Consider the following 23685-nt stretch of genomic DNA (forward strand, 5'->3'; position numbering starts at 1 on the left):
TCACTCGTCGGACTCGATCTCGTCGAACAGCGCCGCGACCCGCGTTTCGATCTCGTCGCGGATCTCGCGGACCCGTTCGGGGTCCTCGCCGTCGGGGTCGTCGAGCGCCCAGTCGGCCACGGTCACGTCGTCGCCCACCTGGCCGACGTCGAGCGTCGAACAGCCCATCGTCGCGACGTAGTCACACGAGCGGAGCTCCTCCAGCGTGATCTCGCGAGGCGTTCGGTCCGAGAGGTCGAGGCCGACTTCGTCCATCACCTCGACGACTTCATCGTGAACGTGGTCGGCAGGGTGGGTTCCGCCGGTCAGGATCTCGATCGCTGTTTCGAGGCCCCGTCGTTCGCGCTCGCGTTCGGCGAACGCAGTGGACATCTGCGAACGGCCGGCGTTCTGGACGCACATGAAGGCGATGCGGGTCGGTTCGGTGGTGTCGGTTTCTGTAGACATGTGTCTCGTATCGGTGAGTCGCGTGGTGTCGGTCAGTCGTCGGTCGGTTCGGTGCCAGTAGTCGGTTCGCCGTTTGTCGATCCCGGCGTTCCCGCCGCGGAGTTCCCCCAGTCGAACGTGCGCTGGAAGTACAGGGCGACGTTGACCAGCGCGAGCAGGACGGGTACTTCGATGAGCGGGCCGACGACGGTCGTGAAGGCGACGCCGGAACCGACGCCGAACACGGCGACGGCGACGGCGATGGCCAGCTCGAAGTTGTTGCTCGCAGCGGTGAAGCCGATGGCCGTCGTCGTCGAGTAGTCGGCGCCGATGCCCCGCCCCATCCCGAAGCTCACCAGGAACATCACGACGAAGTAGATGGTCAGCGGCACCGCGATGAGCAGCACGTCCGCCGGCTCGGCGACGATCGTCTCGCCCTGCGTGGCGAACATCACGACGACGGTGAACAGCAGTGCGACCAGGGTCAGGGGGTCGATCTTCGGGACGAGTCGCTCGTCGTACCACTCCTCGCCCTTCGCTCGCGTCCCGGCGTACCGGGTGAGGAAGCCGGCGGCGAAGGGGATCCCGAGGAACACGACGATCGCCTCGAACACCTGGGTCGGCGTGACGTCGAACGTCGAGATGCCGGCGACGAGGGTCTCCATGCCCAGGAGCGGAGGCAGCACGAGCGCGAAGAACCAGACGTACACCCCGTAGGTGAGGATCTGGAAGAGGCTGTTGAACGCGACGAGTCCGGTCACGTACTCCGTCGAGCCCTCGGCGAGTTCGTTCCAGACGAGGACCATCGCGATGCAGCGGGCCATCCCGATGAACACGAGTCCGAGGAAGAAGTCGGGACGTGCCGGGAGGCCGGGGACGAGCCCGCTGAAGAAGAAGACGGCGAGCCCGAACATCAGCGTCGGGCCGATGAGCCAGTTCTGGACGAGACTCAGCCCGAGCACGCGCCAGTTGCGGAACACGGTCGGGAGTCGCGAGTAGTCCGCCTTCGCCAGCGGCGGGTACATCATCACCACGAGCCCGATCTCCACGAGGTGGAGGTCGCGGATCGGTCGCGTCACCGACGGCGCGACGAATCCGAGGCCCACGCCGACGGCCATCGCGCCGAAGATCCAGACGGTGAGGTACTTGTCGAGGACGTCCATCGACCGCGGGTCGCCGCAGCTCTCGCAGTCGCAGTCCGGTCCGTGCTCGTGGGCCGCGTCACTCATCGTCGACGGTCCCTTCGAGGACGGTGACGAGGGCGACCGCACGGTTGGTCGCGCGGTACTTCTTCCAGCGGCCGTCCTTGCGGTCGGTGACTAGACCCGCGTCGACGAGCGCGGACAGCGCGTGACTCAGTCCGCTCTCGGAGACGTCGACGACCGCGTTCAGTTCGCAGACGCACAGTTCCTCGCCCGCGGCGACGAGCACGCGGACCAGCGTGTAGCGCGTCTCGTTGGCGAGCGCCGAGAGGACGTCGAGTTCCGCGTCGACCTGTGCCGCCCCGAGCGCCGCTTCGAGCGTCCCGAGTTCGTCGAGACGACGCTCCACGTCTTCGTTCCGACAATTTCCCAACTCATCGTCGAGGTACCGACGAAGTCGATCCGTTCCCTGGGCCATCACCAGACGGTTGAATCAATACTAAATTAGTCTTTCCGGTGTGATATCGAGGTCCCGGTTTGAATTCGATTACTGTGTTATGGTGCCCGTTCGAGAGTACAGCCACTTCACCCTAGTTGAGTGGATAGTGAATTGTGTCTGGCGAACATGGCGACGTAACTCCTGTTTCGGCAGGACGCGATTTCCGTTTCGGCTAAGGATTATTCCATGCGCACACGCGAAGCACGACGAATTCCGCCTGCCGTGACAATTTCGCCGATCGCGACGATCCGTCGGTTCGTCGTGTCCGCCGTCCGTCGCCCGGTCGGGGCGCTTTTACCCCTCGGGGACCGAGTTCCGTCAATGAGCGACGCGGGCGACGAACGCGAGGTCGACCGGGGAGAGACCTCGGAGGGAGCGAGCGGGGACGAAGGACCCGCGAGCCGCGAGGTCGACCGGGAGGAGGCCTCGGAGGGAGCGAGCGGGGACGATCACGGGTCCGAGTCGATCGAGGCGCTCCGCGAGCAGGTCGAGGCCGAATACGACTTCGAGGACTTCGGCCCGGCCGACATGGAGTCGATGTCCGCCGACGAGTGGGAGGCGGTCTTCGACCCGGACTCGTGGATTACGGGCCAGGAGCTGCTCGACCGGATCGAGGCAGACCTCAAACGGAGGGTGGCTGACCGCGAGGTGTTCGCCCGCATCGAACGACAGGACGACCGGATCCTGGCCTACTCCGACGAGGGGTACGCCACCGTCTACGCCGACGGCTCGGTCGAGGGCCACGGGACCGTCCTGCGCGACGTGAAACCGACGGTCGCGCTGGCGTCGATGGACTCCTACGAGGTGCCCGAGGCGCCGCCCGAGGACCTGCTCCCCGAACCACAGGAGGTCCCGGAGGGGAGCGGCGAACTCGGGAACACGATGTTGCAGGTCGTCGCGGGGTTTCAGGTGCTGGCCGGCGTCCTGCTCGTCGTCGGCTGGCTGGTGATCAGCATCGGACTGGTCGAGCCGCCAGGCGGCGGGAGCGTCCGGTCGCTGAACGTCATCGGGATGCTCGTCGCCGGCGTCGTCTTCCTCGGGATCGGTCTGCTGCTGTTCACGGTCGTCGCGAACGCGCGTCTCTCCGACAAGTTCCGCGCGGAGGAGTACCGCAACCGGTTGCGCGCCGTCGAGCTGGAGCCGGACGAGCGGCCGGACTTCCTGCCTGACGACGGAGCGGCGACCGAGCGGACGGAGGGCATCCCGGGCGAGCGGTCAGAGGGGCTCCCGGGGAGCGAGTCCGAGGGCGAGCGCGACGCGACGTGACGGGTGCGATGGCTCGTCGTCGCTGCCGAGGAGTGGCCCCGTCTCGAAGACGGGCTCTGTCGGCGAGCGCGACCCGAATATCTCCGGGGTTCGGCGACGCGGCTGGCGGCTAATAGCGCGCCTGCGTGCGTATTCGGTGGGTTTATACAAATTCGGTACCGAGCATCGACGTGTATGAATAGACGGGACTTTCTGCGGACCGCCGGCGGCGCGGCAGGTGGCGCGTCCGCCGCGGCCGTCGGGGCCGGTACGGCCGCCGCCGCCCAGGAGGAGGGCGGTGGCGGAGGCGGGAGCGTGCGGCCCGAGTGGCCGTCGTACGTCGACGACGCGCAAAACGGGAGCTACGAGGACCTCCGCGGCGAGTCGGAAGTGACCGTCGAGGTGGGTCCGGGCGGGAACTTCTCGTTCGTCCCGACGAAGATCTGGATCGACCCGGGGACGACGATCAACTTCGAGTTCGTCTCGCCGAGCCACAACGTCAAGCCGAACGAACAGCCCGAAGGCGGCAGCCTCGACGGGACCGAGGGTGGCGACTTCGACACCGTCCCCGAGGGGGAAACCTACTCGGCGACCCTCGAGACCGGCGGGATGTACACCTACTACTGCGGGCCCCACGAGGGCCAGGGCATGAAAGGCGCCATCGCCGTCGGCGAAGAGGTCTCGACCGTCGAGACGGGCGGCGGCGGCGCGACGCCGCTGAACCCCGAGCACATGGGCGTGCCTTTCCACCCCCACTACGTCGGGGTGTCGACTATCGTGATGATGGTCGTCTCGCTGCTGTTCACGTTCTTCCTGCTGAAGTACGGTGAGTCGCCGAACGCGAAGGGAGGGAACAACTGATGTCGTCCTCTGGAAGCACCTACGGTGACATCCACCGGTACGAACCGGCCCGGGAGAGCACCGCTGCGGCCGTCGGGATCGTCCTGTTGACGATCGTCGAGGTCGTCTTCGTCGGGCTGTTCACGTTCGGGCTGGTCAACGGCTGGGGGTACAGTCCCCTCGGGAACATGTACCTGGGCGGCATCCTCGCGATCATCTTCATCGACCTGGCCTTCATCCTGATGCTGTACCGCAAGGAGTTCCTGCCGGACGTGATGATCGTCAAGAAGCGACGCCGCAAGTGGGAGGACCTCTACGTTCGCGAGGAGGACGTCGACGGGACGCCCTTCACCGAGGAGGACCCCATCGAGAGCGTGAAACGAGCCGTCTACCCCTACTACAAACGATAAACAATGCCACTGGACGAAGACAAGTACCCCGGAGAAACGGGCCGACGCCGGTTCGTCAAAGGCGTCGTCGGCAGTGCGGCGCTGGCGAGCGTCGGCACGGGCGGCGCGGCAGCGATGAACACGGTGACCTCGGCGGCGGGCGGCGGTGGCGGCCCGACGCAGTACATGGCCATCGAGAACACGGACGGCCCGGCCCCGCGCGGGATGCCGATCGTCCCGGTCGAAGTGAACAGCTCCGGTGAGCTGTACGGGCTCTTCCCGGAAGCGAGCACGGAGACCGTCCAAGGCATCGAGCGGACGATCGCCGAGATGGATGTCGGCGGAACGACGTACTCCTCGCAGTGGTTCCAGTACTGCGGGCTCGAACAGTACCAGGGCGTCCAGCCCGAGGCCGATGCGGACAACGCTCTCCGCGCCTCCCCGAGCCCACCGCCCGCCTACGAGTGGCAGCAAGACGTCGAGGGCGACGCCGTACTCACCGTCGACATGTTCGAGGACTACGAGACGTGGGGCAACGGTATCGGGAAGGACGGCCTCGGCAAGCCCGCGAGCGCGACCTGGCGGTCGCAGGGCGAGGACGCGAAGACCATCCCGGTGCAGGTGCTCCGTTCGCCCAAGGTCTCGCAGATGGCCAACGGCGAGGGCGAGTTCAGTGACCTCCCGAGCAACATCCAGAGCTTCATCGACGGGGCGACCGACCAGGACTTCATGGCCTGGATCAACAAGTGCACACACTTCTGTTGCGTCCCAGGCTACAAACAGCTCGAAGGGAGTGCGAACTTCGGTGGCGCGGACGAAGTGTACTGTCAGTGTCATCAGTCGATCTACGACCCGTTCAGCCCCACGCAAGTACAGTTCGTCGCGCGCCCGCGCCCGGAGGAATAACAGATGAGCTTAGAACGCAAGGACGAACACGACCACGACACCTGGATGGAGAGCCGCGATCTGACGGCCATCGAAGAGATCTATCTCACGGTGTTGCTGTGGCTCGACAGGCGCCTCCGTATCGTCGACTATCTGGAGATCATGGAGAACATGTACTACAAGGTCAACTTCCAGATGCCGAAGAGCCACACGGAGCAGTACAATCTGGACAACAAGTTCTGGTACTGGTATCCGCTGTACGCCCTCGGGTCGTTCTCGACCATCGCGTACGTCGTGGCCGCCATCTCCGGCGCCCTGCTCGGGTTCTACTACGCACCCGGCGCCGGCGCCTCGAACGGCGAACCGGCGCTGGCGTACAACTCCATCACGTTCATCATGACCGACCTGAACTTCGGCTTTTTCCTCCGGAGTCTCCACCGCTGGTCGGCGCAGGTGATGGTCGCGGCCGTGTTCCTGCACATGCTGCGCGTGTACTTCACGGGCGCGTACAAGGAGCCGCGTGAACTCAACTGGATCATCGGCATCGTGCTCATCTCGCTGACGATGGTCTTCGGGTACACGGGCTACCTGCTCCCGTGGGACCAGCTTGCCTTCTGGGCCGGCCAGATCGGCGTCGAGATGAGCCTCTCTATCCCGTTGATAGGCGAGTGGGTGGCCCAGCTGTTGTTCGGCGGGTTCACCCTCAGTCAGTCGACGGTCCAGCGGATGTACATCCTGCACGTGTTCGTGCTCCCGTTCGTCACGACGGGGATCATCGCGGTCCACATCGGCATCGTCTGGATGCAGGGCATCGCGGAACCACACTGATACAATGAGCGACAACGACAACAGCGAGGAAGTTCGCACCGACGGCACGGGTATCGTCCCGCCGGACGACGAGACCCCGACCTGGAGCGAGCGGAAAGCGCGCCAGCAGGGGCTCGCCCGGCTGACCTACGAGTACTTCGAGCGCTCCCGCCGCGAGGACCAGGACCTGCGCCAGCAGTCCAGCTACGTCGAGCGCGACGTGCTGGCGTTCCCGACGTGGCCCCACGAGATGATCCGCAACCTCGCGCTGACGAGTTTCTTCGTCGGCATGATCATCTTCCTGTCGGCCGCGCTCCCGCCGCACATCGGCCCGCCGGCCGACTCCTCGTCGACGCCGGCGGTCATCCTGCCCGACTGGTACCTCTACTGGTCGTTCGGCCTGCTGAAACTCGGCCCGCTCAACCCCGACATCAGCCTGCTGGGCGGGCAGAAGCTGATGGCCGACCGAACGTACGGCGTCCTCGCCAACCTGGTGGTCGTCGGCTTCGTCGCCATCGTCCCCTTCCTCAACAAGGGGAGCGCGCGCCGGCCGGTCGAACAGCCCTTCTGGGGCGCGGTCGGCGTCAGCGGCGTCGTCTTCGCGTTCACCATCGCCGCGCTGTCGGTCAAGAACCTGATCTCGATGGACTCGCACCTGCTGTTCGACCTGACGTTCATCCTCCCGATCCTGTCCGCGTTCCTCGCGTACGCGGTGCTCCGGACGATGCGGGAAGGGTACATGTTCAACCTCAATCGCCGGTACTACCGGCTGCGACCGCCGAAATAGATGGCGGACGACCCGTCCCGGACCGGCGACGCGGCCGAGGAGGTCGCCGCCACCCGCGGGACGGACGCGGATTCTGCTGCCGATGCCGATTCGTCTCCACAGGCCCGACCAGAGAATGACGACGACACGCGCGACGACAGGGGCGTCGTCGTCCCCACGGCCGTCTACAAGCGGGTGACGGTCTTCTCGACGCTGATCGCGGTCGTGGCCGTGGTCGGCGGCTTCCTCGTGCTCGACGTCGCGACGGACAGGGCGACGGCGGAGCTGTCGGAGATCGACCCGCTCGTGGCGCTGGTCGGGGTGGGTCTCATCGCCTTCGGGGCGGTCACCTACGCCTTCTCGACGCGCTTCCGGGCCGAAGGAATGGGAAACGCTAAAGACGACACCGACGAACCGTCAAACAATGGCTGACGAATTCGCGAAGGGGTTGGCGATACTGTCCGGCGCGGGGATGGCGTGGCTGACCCTGGCCGGCTGGTATCGCACCCCGAGTTTCGAGGGTACCGGCGTCCAGCTGATCGCGCCGGTCGAGACCCCGTCGTCGATCTACGGCGAGATCGGCATCGCACTGATGGACGTGATGGCGTGGTTCGCCGTCATGGGCGCGCTGACGTTCTGGGTCGTCATCCCGGCCGTCGAACAGGCCCGCGAAGCGTACGCCGAACGCTCGAACTGACGGCGGCTCGATTTTCTGTCTCTTCGGCCCCGTAGCTGCAGTAGGGTCGACGTGCGTTCGCTACGGAGTGCGTATTGGCCACCGAGAGGGCTACCACTTCAGAGAGATGTTCCGATAGCTGTGAGATACAGGGCGCGAATGCGTCGATCAATCTCGCGGGGCCCCTCCGGAACATCGACGTCCAGAACGTCGCTGCTGCTCGCAGAGACCCGAACGTGAACCCGTTCAACTGTACACAGATACCGATCCGGATGGTAGCCGTCCGCGGAAATTCGCGTGATTGCGGTCACGAGAGGAGTACGTGACAGTCTCGAGTCTGCGGTAGACTGTCGAGAGTGATTGCGCAACGACGGTTGCGGTCTCGCCTGCGCTCATCGCTCGATCCGCGATCGTCCGAAGCGTTCTCCGGCACGTGGAGTCGACAAGCACGTCGAGTAGCGCTTGGCCGTGAGTGACTTCGCTCGGCAGACGTGGACTGTCATTCAGCCACTGGTCGGGATCGCTCGGGAGTCGAGGCTAGTGTAACGTGACCGTGAGGTCCGCTCTCTCGTCGGGGGCCAGTTCGAGCCACGTTCCGATCGCGGTGGCGAGCGCCATGACCGCTTCGTGATGGTCCTGTTTCGACGCGTGGACGCTCGACGGATGTATGTCGAGCGTGTTGTACGTACCGCGTATCTCGGCCGGCATGTCTTCGTGGTCGGTAAGGTGACGAGTGACTTCTACGAGTAAGGCGTGAACGTGGATGTATTCCTGTTTGCGCATGGGTAGACTAGTAGCAGTCACCGACACTCAGACCCTGCCTCGACGCTGAGTCCCGAGACAGTTCGACGCAGTTCCTCGGCAGTGCTGTCGAGCTGGGAGCGGACAGTTTCACAGTCCCTGTCGTAGTCGGCGAGGCTCGCGTCGGCCAGCTTTGGGAGATGGACGTGGTGCAGCTCGGTGGTAATTCGTTCGATTGGGTCTTCTCCAGCCGCTGGAGGAACTTTGCTGTCAACGATTGCAGCAATGAGTTCGCCGATGGGCACGGCCTCCTCGTCGTTCTCAATCAGGTACTGGAGGACCTGTCGTCGCCGTGGGTCGGCAATCAACCGTCGTATTCGGTCTGTCGAAGCGGTCTGTGTGTTGGTGTTCATTGTGGCGTCCGCCATGGACACTGACGCGCGTGAACATGGACGAGAATCATTAGTCCCTCACGTAAATACGGGTGACGTTACTCCAGATCATCACAAATCTCCCCGGGAGATGTGAGTTCGTGTTGGTGAATCCATCCGCTACATCTCGCACGGCATTCTTGCCAGATACCGGGAGAATCAACGTGGTGATCGGTACGTGAGTCCCCTGTACTGAGCATCCGCGGCGAGCGGGCCGATGTGCGGTTTACCGTCGAAGCTGCGCTCTGACAGCGTTTTCACCCCTGTTTTTTGGCGGGTGGGTTCCCGCAACGAGCGGTGGGAGGGGCGACCGAAGGGAGCACCTCGACGTGAACGGGGTGCTGTCGAACGAAGTGAGACAGGGCTCGGTAGACGAACGGAGTGAGCCGTGCAGTGAACGAAGTGAGCAGTGAGCGAAGCGAGTGAGGAAACCCACCCGAGAAAAAGATGGGCTACAGGAACTGGCCGAGCGGACCGTAGAAGAACGTGACGTAGCCCACGTACAGCAGCGCGACGAGCGACGCGCCGATCGCGGCCTTGGGTCGCTCGACGTCGATCTCCCGGCGGACTTCGACCTTGCGGGACTCGAACTCGAAGAGGTCGGTCAGCAGGACGAAGATGGCGATCGTCGCGGCGACCATCCCGGCGTGGGGATGGACGGTCAGGTAGTAGAACGACCCGAGGACGAGCGCGACGTTCGTGGCGACGTGGAAGGGGTGTCGCGAGAGGTCGTCGGCGTCGCCGTTCTCGGCCTGCGAGAGGTGACGTCTGTGCGCGAGCGCCCGCGCCGCGATGTTCAGCACCACGAGACCGAGCAGCACCGCCTCGATGACGAGGATCTCCTCGGTGATGTGGCCTCCGAGGGCGGCGTCGATCGGCCCGAACAGCTCGTATGCAACCATAACGGTAGATCTGTCCGTGGCCCATTAGAGTTTTTCCAATCCAGCGCGGCGCTCGGCGGTGTCGAGGCGGGCTACGCCGACGAGAAGGGCGAGCGGCTGGCGTCGACCACCGCGACCGAGAGCGACGCGCCCGGCGTCACGCGAACCGGTTCGGCCGGACCGACCTCGCCGACCACTCTGTCGTCGGCGAGGAGGTGGACGGCGGTCTCGTCGCGTTCGACGGAGACGCGCAGGTCGGCCGTGGGGACGACCCAGTGGTCGGTGTCCGTCTCGAAGGGCGCGACGGGGACGACCGCCGCGGCGTCGGGGCCAGGCCCGAGGACGGGGCCGCCGGCCGCGCTGGCGTAGCCGCTCGACCCCGCCGGCGTCGCGAGGACGACGCCGTCGGCCCGGAACCGGGAGACCCGGTGGTCGCCGCTCTCGACGGCGTACTCCGATATCTGCGCGGGCTCGGCGCTGACGAGCATCACGTCCAGCAGGGCCCGTGCACGCGTTCCGTCGCCGGCGCGGACGTCGAGGACGGGGTGCGGGCTGGAGTCGAAGTCGTTCGCGAGGAGCGCCGCGACCGCCTCGTCGACCGCGTCCAGCGGGACGGACCTGACTCCGCGACCGGCCGCGACCGGCAATACCGGGACGGAAGGCGTCGCGCGCGCGACGGCGAGCAGCGCGGGTTCGCCGACGGCGACGAGCGCCTGGCTGTCGTCGACGACGTCGCGGGCCGCTCCGACGACCGCCGTCCCACCGGCGGCTTCGACGGCGGCGACGGCGCGATCGGTGTCGGCGCCGACGACGCCGACGACCGGTCCATTCCTCATCACCGGAGTGTGGCGATGACTCGGCAAAAAGGCACCGCACCGCGCGTGCGCGACCCGGGAGGGCCGGCGGTGGGTCGGAACCGTTCCGGTAGCGGGTCGAAACCGTTCCGGTGGATTCACTACGGACGGTCCCAAAGCCACGGACATGAGCGACCAGAGCGCGGACGTGTCACGTCGGGCCTTCCTGCGCGCCGGCGCAGGCGCCACAGCAGTCGCGGCTGGCGCTGGTACCGCCACCGCCGCCCAGGAAGAGACCGAGACTGGCGGCGAGGGCGGAGGTGGCGGCGGCGGAAACGTCCAGCCGGAGTGGCCGTCGTACGTCGACGACGCGCAAAACGGGAGCTACGAGGACCTCCGCGGCGAGTCGGAAGTGACCGTCGAGGTGGGTCCGGGCGGGAACTTCTCGTTCGTCCCGACGGAGATCTGGATCGACCCGGGGACGACGATCAACTTCGAGTTCGTCTCGCCGAGCCACAACGTCAAGCCGAACGAACAGCCCGAAGGCGGCAGCCTCGACGGGACCGAAGGCGGCGACTTCGACACCATCCCCGAAGGCGAGACCTACTCGGCGACGCTAGAAACGGGCGGGATGTACACCTACTACTGCGGGCCCCACGAGGGCCAGGGCATGAAAGGTGCCATCGCCGTCGGCGAAGAGGTCTCGACCGTCGAGGTCGACACCGGCGGCGGTGGCGGCGGGGGCGGTCGACCGCAGGTCCCCGATGCGGCGAAGTCGCTCGGCATCGCCACCGGCTTCGGGATGGCCGCGACGCTCGGGCTGGCCTACTTCTTCATCAAGTACGGCGGCGACTACGGCGAGTACGACGAGGCCTGAGAGCCGAGGCCCGTCGCGGTACCGTCTTTTGTCGCCGCAGGGAGCCGAGAACTTCGAGCCGGTCAGATCGCGTCCGGTCCGGTGTGGACCGTCAGTTCGACGTCGCGGGGCTCGCCTTCCACGTCCGCGACGATCCGCTCGACCACGCGCGTCGCTTCCTTCCGGATGAGCGGCTTGACCTTCTCGACGACCCAGGACAGCGAGACGAACCGCGGCAAGTCGATGCTGCCGGCCTTGACCGACCCGGGATCGTAGTCGATACGCAGGGTCACGCGTGAGGCGGTCTCGGCGTCCGCGGGCGCTTCGTCGGGGGCCGCTTCGACGAGCCAGTGACCGTCGGCGTCGACGTTCTTGACGACGCGCCAGTCGAGTCGGTTCGGTCGATCGGCCGCGACGACCTCCGTGTGGGCGGTGTAGCTGAGCTTCCACCAGGCGAACCGCAGGCTGTAGCGCGTCCCGGGCGATCCGTCGCCGTCGCGGCGGACTTCCTCGAGGTACTCCGAGTAGTTCGCGTACCGCGGGAAGTCCACGACGAAGTCGTATATCTCGTCGGGAGGAACGTAGACGACCGTACTGACCTCGACTTCGTCCACACGACCTCTGGGGGCCCCTCGTACTAATAGCCTCGGCGGACGAACGCCCGGCCGCGACGGGCGAGCGGTCACGCCGATACGGAGGCAACCCGGCCGCTCCGCTGTGTGTTCGCGGGAAGCGAGAAAATTAGCTCGGAACAGCGTCGTCGGTCAGTGCGTCGCGTCGACTTCGAGGTCGGCCTCCCTGGCCGAGTCGACGGTTCGTGGGTCGTGGTCGTCGTAGTCGTCACCGTCGTCCGACTGTTCGCGGAGGACGACGCCGAGGAAGCCACCGACAGCGCCGGTCCCCGCGACGACGGCCGCGACGACGGCGAGCGAGAACACCATGATGCCCAGGAAGATGACCATCCCGAGGGTCTCGCCGCCGGCGATCGCGCCGAAACTGAAGATGCTGAACACGAGCACGAGCACGCCGAAGATCGGGATCGCGGCGATGAGTCCGGAGACCGCACCGACCTTCGCCCCTTCCGTGCGAGTGCCCCGCTGCAGGTACCCGGCGACGACCCCTCCGAGCACCGTCGCGAACGGGATCCACGACAGCAGGACCATCGCGACGGCCCCGATGAGTGCGTTTACCCAGAAGTCACCCTCGCGCTGTGCGACGAACGAATCGGCGGATTTGGTAGCCATACACTTTTATAGGCTCTCTAACACGATAAAGCTATGCACTAAATTCGGCCGATTCAGCGGCTCACGACGGCGATTTCGACTTCGCGAGCGTGACGCGGCCGTCGACAGACCTATGGTCTCCAGCGTGGACACCCTATTCCATGAGCGAAGACGGTGACCACGAGTTCGGCGCGTTCGGCGGCCGCCACGTGCCGGAACCGATGCAGGAACCGCTGGCGCAGCTGGCCGACGCCTTCGAGACGGTCGCGCAGACCGAGGAATTCCACGAGGAGTTCCGGGCGATCCTGGAATCGTACGCGGGACGACCGACGCCGATCTACCACGCCGAGAACCTCTCCGAGCGCTACGGCGCGGAGATCTACCTCAAGCGCGAGGACCTGCTCCACGGCGGCGCCCACAAGATCAACAACGCGGTCGGGCAGGCCCTGCTCGCGGAGAAGGCGGGGAAATCGCGACTCATCGCCGAGACCGGGGCCGGCCAGCACGGCACGGCGACGGCGATGGTCGGCGCCCTGTTCGACCTCGACACGGAGATCTACATGGGCAAGAAAGACGTCGAGCGCCAGCGGATGAACGTCTTCCGCATGCGCCTGATGGGCGCGGAGGTCAACGAGGTCACCCGCGGCGGTGAGGGGCTCGCCGACGCCGTCGACGCGGCGCTGGAGGACTTCGTCGAGAACGTCGACGACACGCACTACCTGGTCGGGTCCGTCGTCGGCCCCGACCCGTTCCCGCGGATGGTCAGAGAGTTCCAGTCGGTCATCGGCCGCGAGGCGCGCGAGCAGTTCCGCGAGCGCACGGGCGAGTTGCCCGACGCCGCCGTCGCCTGCGTCGGCGGCGGGTCGAACGCGATCGGGCTCTTCCACGCCTTCCGTGACGACGACGTGGCGTTCTACGGCGGGGAAGGCGGCGGCGAGGGGAGCGACTCGACGCGCCACGCCGCGCCGCTGGACGACGGGCACGAGGGCGTGATCCACGGCATGAAGACGCGCGTGATCGACGACGACACCGAAGTCCACTCGGTGTCGGCCGGGCTCGACTACCCCGGCGTCGGCCCCGAGCACGCGATGTTCCGGGAGGTCGGTCGAGCGGAGTACCGGGCGATCACGGACGACGAAGCGCTGGAGGCCTTCCGCGCACTGAGCGAGGAAGAGGGGATCATCCCGGCGCTGGAGACGGCCCACGGGCTCGCGATGGCGAAACGCGTCGCCGAGGAGACCGACCACGAGACGATCCTCGTCAATCTCAGCGGCCGCGGCGACAAGGACATGGAGACTGCCGCCGAGCGGTTCGACCTCTCGTAATCCCGAGCAGGGGCGCCGACCGAACTACTGTTTTTCCACCAGCTCGCGGAGTCGAGCGATCCGTTCGTCGGTGGGCGGGTGCGAGCGCGTCTCGACGTGGAATTCGCCGTCATCAGCAGTCCCGTCGTCGTCACCCGCTTCGTCGGCGGCGTCGAACCCGTGGGGGAGCAGACAGAGGCCGCGGACCTCGTCGTAGGCGAGGCGCTTGTCGACGCTGGGGGTACTCGCCGTCTCCTCGTCGAGCGTCGCGAGTGCGTCCGCGAGGGCGGCGGGGTCACCGGTGAGCGCCGCGCCGGCGTCGTCCGCGGCGAACTCGCGATAATGAGAGAGTCGACGGGCGGCGGCCACGGCTGCGGTGGCGAAGACGCCGAGGACGACGCCGCCGACGACGACGACCGCCGCGAGGCCGACGACGAATCCGAACGCGTACCCCGGGTCGAACGGGTTCGTTCCAGTCGCGACCGCGCCGACGAGGTAGACCGCGCAGAGCGCGAACGCCCAGACGAAGCGACTGCGGGCCCACGGCCCCAGCGAATCGAGGAGGGAGTAGCGGTCGCTGGTCAGCGCCGGGAGGAACGAGGCGAGGGTCATCACGGTCGCGTCGCGGTGCTGGAGGTGCGCGAGTTCGTGGGCGAGGACTGCGTCGAGGCGGTCGCCGTCGAGGGTCGCGAGCAGGCCGGTGCTGACGACGAGCGTCGGCCGGCCGACGCCGTCGAGCGCGAAGCTGTTGGGCGTCTCGCTGTCGACGACGTAACATGCCGGGGTGGGAACGCTCGCCTGGGCGGCCAGGCGAGTGACGCGGCGGTCCAGTTCGGGGTGCGAGTCCGCGGTCGCTCGCTCGGCGTCCACTGCCCCAAGGGTCTCACTGCGGACGTATCGCAACTGCGCCCAGACGCAGGCGGCGACGAGGCCGCCCGACAGCGGGAGCCACCACAGCGCCGTAACTGCCGGGTGGAGGCCGGCCGCGTCTCCGGCCCGGCGTGCGAGCGAATCGAGCCACGGCGCGGTCAGGTAGACGAGTACGCCGGCGAACAGGGCGTTCGCGGCGACGACGGCGGTCAGCGTCGCCGCCATCCTGACCGCAAGCCCGCGGTCGCTACTGAGAGACACGTCCGAGGCGTTCTCGGGGGCGGGGCAAAAACTGTCCGATCGTCGGAACAGTCTTCGAAGGCAACAGTTTTGTCTCACAGCATCGAGTGTCCGATGTGACGCGATCAGGGCATCGCACGGTGCTGGTGGCGCTGGGGATCGTGGCGGTCGCGCTCGGGAGCGCCCTCTTTCCGCCGACCGGGCTCGGGTCGGCACCGGCGTCGGAGACCGACCTGGTCGGTCCCCGTGACGCCGCTCCGGGGAGCGGACCGGGGTCCGGATCGAGTGATTCGACTGTCTCGGGGGACGGAAAGACAGTCGCAGCGGGGGACGGAGCGACCGCCGAGCCGGGCGACTCGGAACCGGGCGGCGGGACGTCGGACGCGACGCGGACGGACGGCCCTGCCCGCGGATCCTCGACGCCTGCAGTGACGGTGACACCGACGCCGTCGCCGACACCCACGCCGACCCCGAACGTGACGGAGGCCGCGTTCGATGACGACAGCGGGAGTGGCCTCGGCTTGCTCGGCCTGGTCGGTGGACTCATCCTCTCTTTCGTCGTGACGGTGGCGCTCGTGGCAGTCGTCCGACTGCTGCAGGCCCTCCGGGAGAGCGGCGCCGCGGGCGGGTCAGCCCAGTCGCTTGGGCTCTTCGGCGGGATCGGACGGTTGTTCGACGGTTCGCCGGTCGGGATCGTCGCCCGGATCCCGCAGGCGACGATGGTCGCGCTGGTGGGCGTCTCGACCGGGACGGCGCGGCTCCTCGGCGGTGCCGGGTCGCTCGCGAGCGAGGTGGTCGGTGGACTCGCGTTCGTCGTCGGCGCGGGGTCTCGCTCGGTGACCGCAGGGCTTGGGAGCGGCCTGAGCGGACTGTTCTCGCTCCCCGGCCCGCCCACGATCTCGTTCTCTGGGCTGTTCTCCGGCCTGCGGCGCGGTGGATCGGGCACCGCGACGGCCGATTCGCCGACCGCCGACGCTCGCACCGCGACTTCGCTGGATCCCGAATCCACCGGCGAGGACCGTATCCGGACGGTCGAGGACGCCTGGGAGGCGTTCGCCGATCCCCTCCCGGCCGAGCATCCCGAGGCGCGCACCCCGGGCGAGTTCGCGCGGCTGGCGGTCGAACACGGGGATCCGACCGGAGCGGTCCGGCGACTGACGCGCGCGTTCCGCGACGTGCGCTACGGCGGCCGACCGCCCTCGGACGACCGGACGCGGTCCGCGCTCGTGGCCGTGAGCGACATCCTCGACGACCGGGACCGGGAGGACGACCGATGAGCGGCTGGTCGCCCTCGGAACCGTTCGGCGCGGATATCAGGCGCGCCATCGACGTGTTCGCCCGGAACCGACGCGCGCTCCGGACTGCCGCCGCGGCTATCGGCGTGCTCTCGCTGGTGGCGGCGGTGGCGGTCGCCGCCGGTGTCGGAGGCTCTCGCGTCGACGACGCCGTCGGCGCGCTCGCCGGATCGGCGCGGCTGTTCGTCTACCTCTTCGCGCACCTCGCGGTCGCGCTCGGCGCCTGGTCGCTGTGGCAGGCCCGGGGAGACCGTGTCGGAGGGGGGTCGACGACGCTCCCGGACCCCGCGGACGCGGGCCGAACCGCGGACAGGGTCGTCGGTGATAGCGTCGACGAGACGCTCCGCAGACTCGCCGATCCGTCCGACGTGGTCGAACTGCGGGGACGTATCGACGTCGAGCGGGCGATCCGGGAGGCGGTGATCGACGTGCTTCGGAACGATTCCGACACCGACTTCGAGGACGTGCGGGCCGCGATCGACGAGGGCACCTGGACCGACGACCCGCGCGCCGCCGCGTACGTGGGCGACGTGGAACTCCCGGTGCGGCTCCGCGTGATCGACTGGGCCAGCGGCGACCCGTACCGACGCCGGGTCGAGGCGACCGTGGCGGAACTGGCTGCTATCGCCGGCGTCGAAACGGAGGTGGAGTCACCGTGAACGCTGAATCGGGGGGAGAGACGAACGGCACGCGATCGGTGACGGACGACGAGCCGGCCGAGACGACGAACGACGAGCGGACCGGGACGACGAACGACGAGCGGACCGGGACGACGGGCGGGTACGTGGACGAACCGATGGTGACGCGGACGACGACCGTCTCAGAGACGACCGACGTCGACGGCGAGGGCCGGTGGGTCGTCGGGATCGTACTCGCGCTGGTCGCGGGGAGCGCCGGCGTCGTGCTCTCGAACACCGGGGCGTTCCTCGCCGGGATCGTGGGCCTGGTCTACGCCGGATACGTCTCGCTCTCGGGACCGCCGACGGCGCCGCTCGTGGTCGAGCGGACGGTCGCGCCGGCCGCGCCGAAACCCGGCGACCGGGTGTCGGTGACGGTTCGTGCGGAGAACGTCGGGTCGGTGCCGCTGGCCGACCTGCGCGTCGCCGACGACCCGCCGGATGGCCTGGAGGTGGTCGACGGCGAGACGCGACGCGCGGCCACGGTCGAACCCGGGGACGCCGTCGAGTTCGAGTACGACCTGCGGATCCCCCGCGGGAAACACGCGTTCGGCGACGTGGTCGCGGTCGCGCGCGGCGCGAGCGGCGTCGGCGTCCGTCGGACGGTGTACGACGCCGCGGCGACGCTGGTCTGTCACGCGCCCGTCGAGTCGCTGGCGCTGGCCGGTCAGACCGGCATCGGCGCGGGCCGGGTGCAGACGGACAGCGGCGGCGAGGGCGTCGAGTTCTACGCGACGCGGGAGTACGCCCGGGGCGACCCCGCGAGCCGCGTCGACTGGAACCGGTACGCGTCGACCGGCGAACTCACGACGGTCACCTACCGCGAGTCGAACGCGGCGACCGTCGTGTTCGTCGTCGACGGGCGCTTCGACCACCGGCGCGCGCTGGGCGAACCGACGGCGCGGGAGCTCTGCTGTTACGCCACGGTCCGGATCGCCGACGCCGTCCTCGACGACCAGAACCTCGTCGGCGCGTCGGTGTGCTCGTACCGCTCGTCGAACGCCATCGGGACCTTCGGGACGGTCGGCCCCGACCGGGGGACGGAGCAGTCGCTGCGGATCAGGGCGCTACTCCGGGAGAAACTCGGCGTCGACGTCGACGACCTGCACGTCGCCGCCGACCGGGACTCGGGCTCGGGGTCCGAGGAGGCGGCGACCGAACGGTCGGACGCGACCCCCGACGGGTCGGGTAGCGTCGCGCGGCAGGACCGACGGCTGCTCGACGACGTCCCCGGAGGGGCCCAGGTCGTCTTCGTCACGCCGTTGCTCGACGACGCGGCCGTGCGGACGGTCGACGAACTGGTCGCCCACGAACACGTGACGACGGTCGTCAGTCCGGACGTGACCGACGGTTCGACTCCCGGCGGGGCAGTCGAGCGGGTCATGCGGTCCGAACGGCTGCGGGCGATCACCGCGACGAGGCGGGTCCGAGTCGTCGACTGGTCGCCGGACGAACCGCTGCAGGCGGCCGTCGACCGCGCCGGTGCGAGGTGGGACGGATGACCGCTTTCGGCGTCGACCGACGGAGCGGCGTCGTCTCCCGGCGCGCGGCGCTCGTCGTCGCGGTCGGGTTCGCCGCGCTGGTCGCGGTCGGGCTGGAAGCTGTGTCGCCGGCAGCGGTCGGCGTCGCCGGCGCCCTCGCGATCGGCTGGGGGAGCGGGGCGGTCACGAGCGAGCGAAAGCGGCGAGTCGCCCTCGGCAGCGTGGCGCTGACGCTCGGGAGCGTCGCGCTGGTCGCCGGAATCGTGCTGGCGGCCCAGGCTGAGGGGGCCGCGTACGTCGCGGTCCTCGTCGGGACGATGGTCGTCGCCGTCGGGACCCGGGACGGATTCGCCGACGAGACGGTCTCCGAGCTGTACCGGTCGGTGTCCGAGTCGGGTTTCGTGGCGGTCGTCGGCTGCGTCGCGTTCGCGGTGGCGGCGTTCGCGTTCGGCACGGGGTTCGTGGCCGTCCTCCTCGGGAAGCTGTTCTCGCTGTCCACGTTCTCGCCGATGGTCGCGCTGTGGTGGATCCAGGTCGGCGTCGTCTGCGTGGGGCTGCTCGCCGAGCGGGCGGGGCGGGTCGTGGACCGCTGGACGCCAGGCGAGGACGCGCTCGGGGACGGACTCGCCGCGCAGTTCCGGCTCCGACTCACCGACGTGCCGCTGTGGTACGCGGCGGCGCTCGTCGCGCAGTTCCTCCTCGCGACCCTCGCCCCGCACGTGCTCGACCCCTTCCTGACCGCGCGGCCGGTCGTCGCCCGGGCCGCGGAGGTCGCGCTGCTCTCCGGCGTCACGCAGGTCGGGCTCGCGGTCGTGGGGGCGGCGCTCGCCGTCGTCGCCCTGTTCGCGCCCGTCCAGCGGAGCGTCGTCTTCTGGACGGGGACCTCGCCGGGCTACACGCTCGCGTTCGCCGCCGGCGGACTCGTCGCGGTCGCCGGCGCGTTCGCCGCGGGCGTCCTCGCCGCGCTCGGGGTCGCGTTCGACTGGCTCGCGCTGTGGGGGTCGACAGGGTCGGTGCTCGCGGCGTTCGGACCGGCCGTGCAGGTGCTGGCCGGCACGTTCGTCTCGGTCCTCGCGGCGGCAGCGCTGATCTTCGGCGTCCACGTCTTCGTCGTCGCCGCGAGCCCGACGGGCGCCGAGTTCTCCGTCGGGGCCACCGCGCTCTTCGCGGGGACCCTGTTGCTAGCGAACGACCTCCCGGCCGCGGTGGTCGTCGTCGGCGCGGCGCTCAGCCTGCTCGTGTGGGATCTCGGCGTCCACGCGCTCGGGCTCGAACGCGACCTGCGGGGCGTCACTCCGCCGACGCGGACCGAGGTCGTCCACGCCACTGCCGCCGCCGGCGCGTTGCTCGGGGGCGTCGTCGTCGCGACGGCCGTCGGCTACCTGGCCGTCCCCCTCCGGATCCCGGACGACCGCGCCATCGTCGCCCTCGCGCTCGTCCTCTGTTCGTTCGTGGCTGTCGGGTTCGCGATGCGCCGTTGACGGTCCCGGCGCGACAGCCGGAGGGGCAACGGATCGAGTCAATGTCCCCGCCACCATCGACGACGGCGCGGCCACCGGCCAGTCGCGAACGAACGGAACACTCAATAGGCCGGTCCCGACCAGTATTGAACGGGTGTCAGAGGCATCCCCTATCGGATCGGACACCCCTCTCCCCCCTCTCGGTCCCCGTTTCTCTCTCGAACGGCGCCCCGACGAGCGCCGCGCGGGACGGCGCCGACGGCGCGCGAGCCACCTCTTATAAGTCACGGCGCGGCCAACGTGCGAGCGATGCTGGACGGCGTCAACGTCGCGCTCGGTGTCACCGGCTCGATCGCGGCCGTGAAGACGGTCGAACTCGCCCACGAACTGCGCCGCCGCGGCGCGAGCGTCAGGGCCGTCACGACGAGCGCCGCGGAAGGGATCGTCCACCCCTGGGCGCTGGAGTTCGCCACCGGCGAGCCCGTGGTCACGGAGATCACCGGCGCCGTCGAACACGTCGAACTCTGCGGACGCGAGGGATGGGCCGACGTGTTGCTGATAGCACCGGCGACCGCCAACACGGTCGGAAAGGTTGCGGCGGCGATCGACGACACGCCGGTCACGACCTGCGCGACGACGGCGCTGGGGGCGGCCGTCCCGGTCGTCGTCGCGCCGGCGATGCACGAACCGATGTACGACCACCCCGGCGTGCTGGAGGCGATCGACCGCGTCGAGTCCTGGGGCGTCGAGTTCGTCGACCCGCGCGTCGAGGAGGGAAAAGCGAAGATCGCGACCGAGGACGCCATCGCACTGGCGACCGCTCGCGCCGCGACGCCCGACCCGCTCACCGACCGACGCGTCGTCGTCACCAGCGGCGCGACGACCGAGTCGATCGACCCGATCCGGACACTCTCGAACCGCGCGTCGGGCAAGACCGGCCGCGCCGTGGCCCGGGCGTGTTACGTGAGGGGCGCCGACGTGACCCTCGTCCACGATGGCGAGAACGTCCCCTACGCGAGCGTCGAGTCCGTGGAGTCGGCGGCGGAGATGCGCGAGGCCACGCTCGACGCCGTGACCGACGCCGACGCGCTCGTCTCCGCGGCGGCCATCTCCGATTACACCGTCGAGCGCCGCCCGTCGAAGATCCGCTCCGGACAGGAGTCGCTGACGCTCGAACTCGAACCGACGGCCAAACTCGTCGACGCCGTCCGCGAGGCCCGGCCCGACCTCCCCATCGTCGGGTTCAAGGCCGAGACCGACGGCGACGACGGGGAGATCGTCGCGGCCGCCCGCGACCTGCTCGACCGCGCCGGGATGGTCTTCGTCGTCGGCAACGACGCCGGCGTGATGGCCGCCGACCGGACGCGCGCCCTGATCGTCCGCACCGACGACGTGGACGAGTACGAGGGCGAGAAGGCCGGGCTGGGCGCCCGGATCGCCGACGAACTCGCCAGCGAACTCGCTGGCGACGGCTGACCGCCGCGCTCGTTTGCTACCCGTCGCCCTCACTGGTCTGGTTCTCGGCACCGTCGAGGATCGGTAGGAGATCGATCGTGAGGTCGGTCGACTGGACGACGCTGCGCGCCGCGAGCCCGAACAGCAGCGCGTTCCCCCAGAGGCCGGGCTGGAAGAGGAGGTACGCGGGCCGGAGCGCTTCGAACGCGGGGACCGCCGCGGGCACGTTGTGGACGAGGAACTTCAGCCCGTAGGAGTGGAGGTGGACGAGCAGCAGGCCGACCAGGACGAGTTCGGGCCGGCCGTCGCGTTCGAGTTCGACGGCGAGCATGACGACTGCGACGGGGAGCAGCGCCACGAAGTAGTAGACGTACGTCTGTGGCGCGAACAGCGGGACGGCCGCCACGCCGAGCGCGAAGACGCTCCGGCGGGCCCGGGGCGGGGCGAGCACCGAGAGCCCGGCGACGCCCAGACAGACCACCGCGCGCAGCATCTGGGCACCGGGCAGCCACGCGAGCGGTTTGTAGTACGGCGCGAGCCAGAGGGTCGGCGACCGGGCGTCGTCACTCCCCTTCTCGACTCCCCAGCGGAGCACTTCGAGGTAGGTGCGGTGGGCCTCGACGTCGAAAAAGCGGATCGACAGCCACAGCACGGGCACGGTCGCCAGGAGCGCTCCGGCCATACGCCGGCGGTCGTGCAGGAGGTGCGCGCCGACCGGCGCGTACGCGAACTTCACGACGCCGACGACGGCCGTCGCGGCGCCGCTGGCGAGCGCCCACGGCGATTCGAGGAGGGACTCGCCGGTCAGGTCCGCGGACCGGCGGCCGTCCCAGATCATCGCGGCTCCGGCGAACGAGAGGAGACCGCCGACGAACAGCGAGGTCTGGCCGAGCTTGGCGGTCAGGATCACCGGCTGGAAGCCCGCGACGAGCCAGGCCAGCCCGACCCGCTCGAACCAGCGGAGGTCGTACCCCATCGCGGCGACCAGCGCCTGGAGGCCGACCCACAGGAACAGCGCCGTCGAGAGGACCCACGCCATCGCAGCGGGGCGGAACTCCAGCAGCGCGGTGAACGGCCGGAAGAGCAGGAGGACGACCGGCGGGTAGAGGTAGGTCCCCCAGAAGCCGCCCTCCTCGGTCCGGCGGTAGAGGGACTCGCCGCGCTGCCAGCGCTCGACGGCGGCGTTGTACGCGCCGAAGTCGCCGAACCGAAAGCCCGAAGCGAACTCGAAGTTCGCGCGCAGCCACCAGTCGACAAACGGGTAGGCCAGCAACGCAGTGAGGACGAGGGCGGCGACGAAGACCAGCGTCGGGCGCTCGCGTCGGCGCGCCCATAGCCGTCCAATCAGCGACATATCTGGGGGTACTGTCGGTCGTTATGAATGTCTTCCGTCGGCTCAAACGGGTCTTTGAGCTATCGGACCCGGGGACAGTAGAGGGATCCCAGCCCGAGACGCGGATCCGGGACCCAGTCCCTGAGTCGTCCGTCGTCAGGGCTCGGCGACGACGACCAGCCGCGTCGACTCGCGTTCGAGGGCCGCGCCGTTGAGCCCGGCGTACAGCGACACGTCGCTGAAGCCGGCCGCGCGACAGTCGGCGGCCAGTTCGACCGGCGCGTACAGCCGCACGTCGTACACCATCTCGCCCTCGTAGTCGTAGCCGTCTTCGGTCTCGCTAAACACCCGTCGGGTCGTCTCCATCCGTGCGGTCGCGGGGTCGTAGTCGACGGATTCGACGACCAGCTCGTCGCCGTCTTCCGGGACGCCCGCGGGACGGAAGTCGGCCAGGACGCCCTCACGGTTGACGAGTTCGAGCACGAGCGCGCCGTCGTCGTCGGTCCGCTCGGCCATCCCGCGGAGGACCGAGCGGTTCGTCGCGTCGTCGTAGTACCCGAACGAGGTCCAGAGGTTGTAGACGAGGTCGTACGTCTCCTCGCGCTCGGCCAGGTCGCGCATGTCGGCGCGTTCGAACGACACGTCGTCCGCGACCCCTCGTTCGTCGGCGCGTTCGCGCGCGCGGTCGAGGTACGCCTCGGAGATGTCGATCCCGCGGACCGCGACGCCGCGGTCGGCGAGTTCGACGGCGTGTCGACCGATGCCGCAGGCCACGTCGAGCGCCCTCGTCGGCTCGACGCCGTGGTCGGCCAGGAGGGTACAGAGGTTCTCGGTCTCCTCGGTGGCGTCGGAGAGCCTGGCTTCGAGGTGGTGACGGAACACGTCGGGGTTCTCGCGGAAGGCGGCCTCGGTCCAGTGGGCCATACCGCCCGGTCGGCGGCCGACGTGAAAAACCGAATGGGGCCGTGG

The 23685-nt window shown here is 68.7% G+C and carries 27 protein-coding genes; 15 read left to right on the top strand and 12 right to left on the bottom strand.

Annotated features, from left to right (window positions below):
* The 3 genes from ACMGFE_RS03855 to ACMGFE_RS03865 are packed head-to-tail and all read right to left on the bottom strand — an operon-like array spanning position 1 to position 2046.
* Positions 1 to 447 (bottom strand): arsenate-mycothiol transferase ArsC, encoded by a 447-nt coding sequence (locus ACMGFE_RS03855; protein ID WP_436923770.1) that lies wholly within the window; start codon positions 445 to 447, stop codon positions 1 to 3.
* A 32-nt stretch (positions 448 to 479) separates the two neighbouring features.
* Positions 480 to 1655, bottom strand: coding sequence for an ACR3 family arsenite efflux transporter (arsB, locus tag ACMGFE_RS03860; RefSeq protein WP_436923771.1), 1176 nt, complete (start codon positions 1653 to 1655; stop codon positions 480 to 482).
* Positions 1648 to 2046 carry an ArsR/SmtB family transcription factor gene (locus tag ACMGFE_RS03865; RefSeq protein ID WP_436923772.1) on the bottom strand — a complete coding sequence of 133 codons (399 nt, stop codon included), beginning with the start codon at positions 2044 to 2046 and terminating at the stop codon, positions 1648 to 1650. Before ACMGFE_RS03865 ends, arsB begins: the two co-directional genes overlap by 8 nt.
* Before the next feature lie 342 nt (positions 2047 to 2388).
* Between ACMGFE_RS03865 and ACMGFE_RS03870 the strand changes: the two genes are divergently transcribed.
* The 8 genes from ACMGFE_RS03870 (at position 2389) to ACMGFE_RS03905 (ending at position 7696) form a co-directional block, all read left to right on the top strand.
* Complete coding sequence (locus ACMGFE_RS03870) at positions 2389 to 3333, top strand: DUF7319 domain-containing protein (protein ID WP_436923773.1); 945 nt, start codon at positions 2389 to 2391, stop codon at positions 3331 to 3333.
* A gap of 174 nt (positions 3334 to 3507) precedes the next feature.
* Positions 3508 to 4173: a plastocyanin/azurin family copper-binding protein gene (locus tag ACMGFE_RS03875; protein WP_436923774.1), complete on the top strand. Its 666-nt coding sequence runs from the start codon at positions 3508 to 3510 to the stop codon at positions 4171 to 4173.
* Entirely contained in the window at positions 4173 to 4562 is a 390-nt protein-coding gene (locus tag ACMGFE_RS03880) for a DUF7318 family protein (protein ID WP_436923775.1), read from the top strand. The genes ACMGFE_RS03875 and ACMGFE_RS03880 overlap by 1 nt, the downstream gene beginning before the upstream one ends.
* A gap of 3 nt (positions 4563 to 4565) precedes the next feature.
* Positions 4566 to 5447: a ubiquinol-cytochrome c reductase iron-sulfur subunit gene (locus ACMGFE_RS03885; RefSeq protein ID WP_436923776.1), complete on the top strand. Its 882-nt coding sequence runs from the start codon at positions 4566 to 4568 to the stop codon at positions 5445 to 5447.
* A 3-nt stretch (positions 5448 to 5450) separates the two neighbouring features.
* A complete protein-coding gene (locus tag ACMGFE_RS03890; protein ID WP_436923777.1) occupies positions 5451 to 6254 on the top strand; it encodes a cytochrome b in 804 nt (267 codons plus the stop codon).
* A 4-nt stretch (positions 6255 to 6258) separates the two neighbouring features.
* Entirely contained in the window at positions 6259 to 7020 is a 762-nt protein-coding gene (locus tag ACMGFE_RS03895) for a cytochrome b family protein (protein ID WP_436923778.1), read from the top strand.
* Positions 7021 to 7431 carry a DUF7315 family membrane protein gene (locus ACMGFE_RS03900; protein ID WP_436923779.1) on the top strand — a complete coding sequence of 137 codons (411 nt, stop codon included), beginning with the start codon at positions 7021 to 7023 and terminating at the stop codon, positions 7429 to 7431.
* Positions 7424 to 7696: a DUF7314 family protein gene (locus tag ACMGFE_RS03905; RefSeq protein ID WP_436923780.1), complete on the top strand. Its 273-nt coding sequence runs from the start codon at positions 7424 to 7426 to the stop codon at positions 7694 to 7696. Before ACMGFE_RS03900 ends, ACMGFE_RS03905 begins: the two co-directional genes overlap by 8 nt.
* Before the next feature lie 516 nt (positions 7697 to 8212).
* On the opposite strand, the gene ACMGFE_RS03910 is transcribed toward ACMGFE_RS03905, so the two are convergent.
* The 4 genes from ACMGFE_RS03910 to ACMGFE_RS03925 form a co-directional block, all read right to left on the bottom strand.
* Positions 8213 to 8458 carry a UPF0058 family protein gene (locus tag ACMGFE_RS03910; RefSeq protein ID WP_436923781.1) on the bottom strand — a complete coding sequence of 82 codons (246 nt, stop codon included), beginning with the start codon at positions 8456 to 8458 and terminating at the stop codon, positions 8213 to 8215.
* Between the two features lie 17 nt (positions 8459 to 8475).
* Positions 8476 to 8844, bottom strand: a complete 369-nt coding sequence (locus ACMGFE_RS03915) for a DUF7344 domain-containing protein (RefSeq protein WP_436923782.1) — start codon at positions 8842 to 8844, stop codon at positions 8476 to 8478.
* 455 nt (positions 8845 to 9299) lie between these two features.
* On the bottom strand, positions 9300 to 9749 hold the full coding sequence (locus ACMGFE_RS03920) for a DUF7313 family protein (protein ID WP_436923783.1): 450 nt from the start codon (positions 9747 to 9749) through the stop codon (positions 9300 to 9302).
* A 71-nt stretch (positions 9750 to 9820) separates the two neighbouring features.
* Complete coding sequence (locus ACMGFE_RS03925) at positions 9821 to 10564, bottom strand: NAD(+)/NADH kinase (RefSeq protein WP_436923784.1); 744 nt, start codon at positions 10562 to 10564, stop codon at positions 9821 to 9823.
* A 145-nt stretch (positions 10565 to 10709) separates the two neighbouring features.
* Here ACMGFE_RS03925 and ACMGFE_RS03930 point away from each other — a divergent pair, with 145 nt between their 5' ends.
* Positions 10710 to 11399: a plastocyanin/azurin family copper-binding protein gene (locus ACMGFE_RS03930; RefSeq protein WP_436923785.1), complete on the top strand. Its 690-nt coding sequence runs from the start codon at positions 10710 to 10712 to the stop codon at positions 11397 to 11399.
* Positions 11400 to 11461: 62 nt separating this feature from the next.
* On the opposite strand, the gene ACMGFE_RS03935 is transcribed toward ACMGFE_RS03930, so the two are convergent.
* On the bottom strand, positions 11462 to 11992 hold the full coding sequence (locus ACMGFE_RS03935; RefSeq protein WP_436923786.1) for an SRPBCC family protein: 531 nt from the start codon (positions 11990 to 11992) through the stop codon (positions 11462 to 11464).
* Between the two features lie 150 nt (positions 11993 to 12142).
* On the bottom strand, positions 12143 to 12622 hold the full coding sequence (locus ACMGFE_RS03940) for a DUF5518 domain-containing protein (protein ID WP_436923787.1): 480 nt from the start codon (positions 12620 to 12622) through the stop codon (positions 12143 to 12145).
* 140 nt (positions 12623 to 12762) lie between these two features.
* Here ACMGFE_RS03940 and trpB point away from each other — a divergent pair, with 140 nt between their 5' ends.
* Complete coding sequence (gene trpB, locus ACMGFE_RS03945; RefSeq protein ID WP_436923788.1) at positions 12763 to 13926, top strand: tryptophan synthase subunit beta; 1164 nt, start codon at positions 12763 to 12765, stop codon at positions 13924 to 13926.
* Positions 13927 to 13950: 24 nt separating this feature from the next.
* On the opposite strand, the gene ACMGFE_RS03950 is transcribed toward trpB, so the two are convergent.
* On the bottom strand, positions 13951 to 15036 hold the full coding sequence (locus ACMGFE_RS03950; protein WP_436923789.1) for a M48 family metalloprotease: 1086 nt from the start codon (positions 15034 to 15036) through the stop codon (positions 13951 to 13953).
* Positions 15037 to 15131: 95 nt separating this feature from the next.
* Here ACMGFE_RS03950 and ACMGFE_RS03955 point away from each other — a divergent pair, with 95 nt between their 5' ends.
* From ACMGFE_RS03955 to coaBC, 5 genes are all read left to right on the top strand, one after another.
* Entirely contained in the window at positions 15132 to 16292 is a 1161-nt protein-coding gene (locus ACMGFE_RS03955; RefSeq protein ID WP_436923790.1) for a DUF4129 domain-containing protein, read from the top strand.
* A complete protein-coding gene (locus ACMGFE_RS03960; protein ID WP_436923791.1) occupies positions 16289 to 16969 on the top strand; it encodes a DUF7269 family protein in 681 nt (226 codons plus the stop codon). The genes ACMGFE_RS03955 and ACMGFE_RS03960 overlap by 4 nt, the downstream gene beginning before the upstream one ends.
* The gene (locus ACMGFE_RS03965; protein ID WP_436923792.1) at positions 16966 to 18489 is read left to right on the top strand and encodes an NEW3 domain-containing protein; all 1524 of its coding nucleotides are present in this window, start codon (positions 16966 to 16968) and stop codon (positions 18487 to 18489) included. The genes ACMGFE_RS03960 and ACMGFE_RS03965 overlap by 4 nt, the downstream gene beginning before the upstream one ends.
* Entirely contained in the window at positions 18486 to 19949 is a 1464-nt protein-coding gene (locus tag ACMGFE_RS03970) for a DUF7519 family protein (protein ID WP_436923793.1), read from the top strand. The genes ACMGFE_RS03965 and ACMGFE_RS03970 overlap by 4 nt, the downstream gene beginning before the upstream one ends.
* Before the next feature lie 288 nt (positions 19950 to 20237).
* Positions 20238 to 21404 (top strand): bifunctional phosphopantothenoylcysteine decarboxylase/phosphopantothenate--cysteine ligase CoaBC, encoded by a 1167-nt coding sequence (gene coaBC, locus ACMGFE_RS03975; RefSeq protein ID WP_436923794.1) that lies wholly within the window; start codon positions 20238 to 20240, stop codon positions 21402 to 21404.
* A 16-nt stretch (positions 21405 to 21420) separates the two neighbouring features.
* Here coaBC and ACMGFE_RS03980 read toward each other — a convergent pair whose 3' ends face one another.
* Positions 21421 to 22737 carry a glycosyltransferase family 87 protein gene (locus tag ACMGFE_RS03980; RefSeq protein ID WP_436923795.1) on the bottom strand — a complete coding sequence of 439 codons (1317 nt, stop codon included), beginning with the start codon at positions 22735 to 22737 and terminating at the stop codon, positions 21421 to 21423.
* 135 nt (positions 22738 to 22872) lie between these two features.
* Positions 22873 to 23640, bottom strand: coding sequence for a class I SAM-dependent methyltransferase (locus ACMGFE_RS03985; RefSeq protein WP_436923796.1), 768 nt, complete (start codon positions 23638 to 23640; stop codon positions 22873 to 22875).
* Positions 23641 to 23685 lie beyond the last annotated feature (45 nt).

It is taken from the genome of Halosimplex amylolyticum (assembly GCF_051414035.1).
Taxonomy (GTDB): Archaea; Halobacteriota; Halobacteria; order Halobacteriales; family Haloarculaceae; genus Halosimplex; species Halosimplex amylolyticum.

What these genes read in the sequence shown, in the direction of transcription:
- ACMGFE_RS03875 (WP_436923774.1), top strand. Translation starts at nt 3,508, where the DNA reads ATGAATAGACGGGACTTTCTGCGGACCGCCGGCGGCGCGGCAGGTGGC.
- coaBC (WP_436923794.1), top strand. Translation starts at nt 20,238, where the DNA reads ATGCTGGACGGCGTCAACGTCGCGCTCGGTGTCACCGGCTCGATCGCG.
- ACMGFE_RS03980 (WP_436923795.1), bottom strand. Translation starts at nt 22,737, where the DNA reads ATGTCGCTGATTGGACGGCTATGGGCGCGCCGACGCGAGCGCCCGACG.
- ACMGFE_RS03865 (WP_436923772.1), bottom strand. Translation starts at nt 2,046, where the DNA reads ATGGCCCAGGGAACGGATCGACTTCGTCGGTACCTCGACGATGAGTTG.
- ACMGFE_RS03930 (WP_436923785.1), top strand. Translation starts at nt 10,710, where the DNA reads ATGAGCGACCAGAGCGCGGACGTGTCACGTCGGGCCTTCCTGCGCGCC.
- ACMGFE_RS03960 (WP_436923791.1), top strand. Translation starts at nt 16,289, where the DNA reads ATGAGCGGCTGGTCGCCCTCGGAACCGTTCGGCGCGGATATCAGGCGC.
- ACMGFE_RS03985 (WP_436923796.1), bottom strand. Translation starts at nt 23,640, where the DNA reads ATGGCCCACTGGACCGAGGCCGCCTTCCGCGAGAACCCCGACGTGTTC.
- ACMGFE_RS03925 (WP_436923784.1), bottom strand. Translation starts at nt 10,564, where the DNA reads ATGAGGAATGGACCGGTCGTCGGCGTCGTCGGCGCCGACACCGATCGC.
- ACMGFE_RS03880 (WP_436923775.1), top strand. Translation starts at nt 4,173, where the DNA reads ATGTCGTCCTCTGGAAGCACCTACGGTGACATCCACCGGTACGAACCG.
- ACMGFE_RS03910 (WP_436923781.1), bottom strand. Translation starts at nt 8,458, where the DNA reads ATGCGCAAACAGGAATACATCCACGTTCACGCCTTACTCGTAGAAGTC.
- ACMGFE_RS03895 (WP_436923778.1), top strand. Translation starts at nt 6,259, where the DNA reads ATGAGCGACAACGACAACAGCGAGGAAGTTCGCACCGACGGCACGGGT.
- ACMGFE_RS03940 (WP_436923787.1), bottom strand. Translation starts at nt 12,622, where the DNA reads ATGGCTACCAAATCCGCCGATTCGTTCGTCGCACAGCGCGAGGGTGAC.
- ACMGFE_RS03920 (WP_436923783.1), bottom strand. Translation starts at nt 9,749, where the DNA reads ATGGTTGCATACGAGCTGTTCGGGCCGATCGACGCCGCCCTCGGAGGC.
- ACMGFE_RS03915 (WP_436923782.1), bottom strand. Translation starts at nt 8,844, where the DNA reads ATGGCGGACGCCACAATGAACACCAACACACAGACCGCTTCGACAGAC.
- ACMGFE_RS03870 (WP_436923773.1), top strand. Translation starts at nt 2,389, where the DNA reads ATGAGCGACGCGGGCGACGAACGCGAGGTCGACCGGGGAGAGACCTCG.
- ACMGFE_RS03970 (WP_436923793.1), top strand. Translation starts at nt 18,486, where the DNA reads ATGACCGCTTTCGGCGTCGACCGACGGAGCGGCGTCGTCTCCCGGCGC.
- ACMGFE_RS03855 (WP_436923770.1), bottom strand. Translation starts at nt 447, where the DNA reads ATGTCTACAGAAACCGACACCACCGAACCGACCCGCATCGCCTTCATG.
- arsB (WP_436923771.1), bottom strand. Translation starts at nt 1,655, where the DNA reads ATGAGTGACGCGGCCCACGAGCACGGACCGGACTGCGACTGCGAGAGC.
- ACMGFE_RS03885 (WP_436923776.1), top strand. Translation starts at nt 4,566, where the DNA reads ATGCCACTGGACGAAGACAAGTACCCCGGAGAAACGGGCCGACGCCGG.
- ACMGFE_RS03905 (WP_436923780.1), top strand. Translation starts at nt 7,424, where the DNA reads ATGGCTGACGAATTCGCGAAGGGGTTGGCGATACTGTCCGGCGCGGGG.
- trpB (WP_436923788.1), top strand. Translation starts at nt 12,763, where the DNA reads ATGAGCGAAGACGGTGACCACGAGTTCGGCGCGTTCGGCGGCCGCCAC.
- ACMGFE_RS03900 (WP_436923779.1), top strand. Translation starts at nt 7,021, where the DNA reads ATGGCGGACGACCCGTCCCGGACCGGCGACGCGGCCGAGGAGGTCGCC.
- ACMGFE_RS03890 (WP_436923777.1), top strand. Translation starts at nt 5,451, where the DNA reads ATGAGCTTAGAACGCAAGGACGAACACGACCACGACACCTGGATGGAG.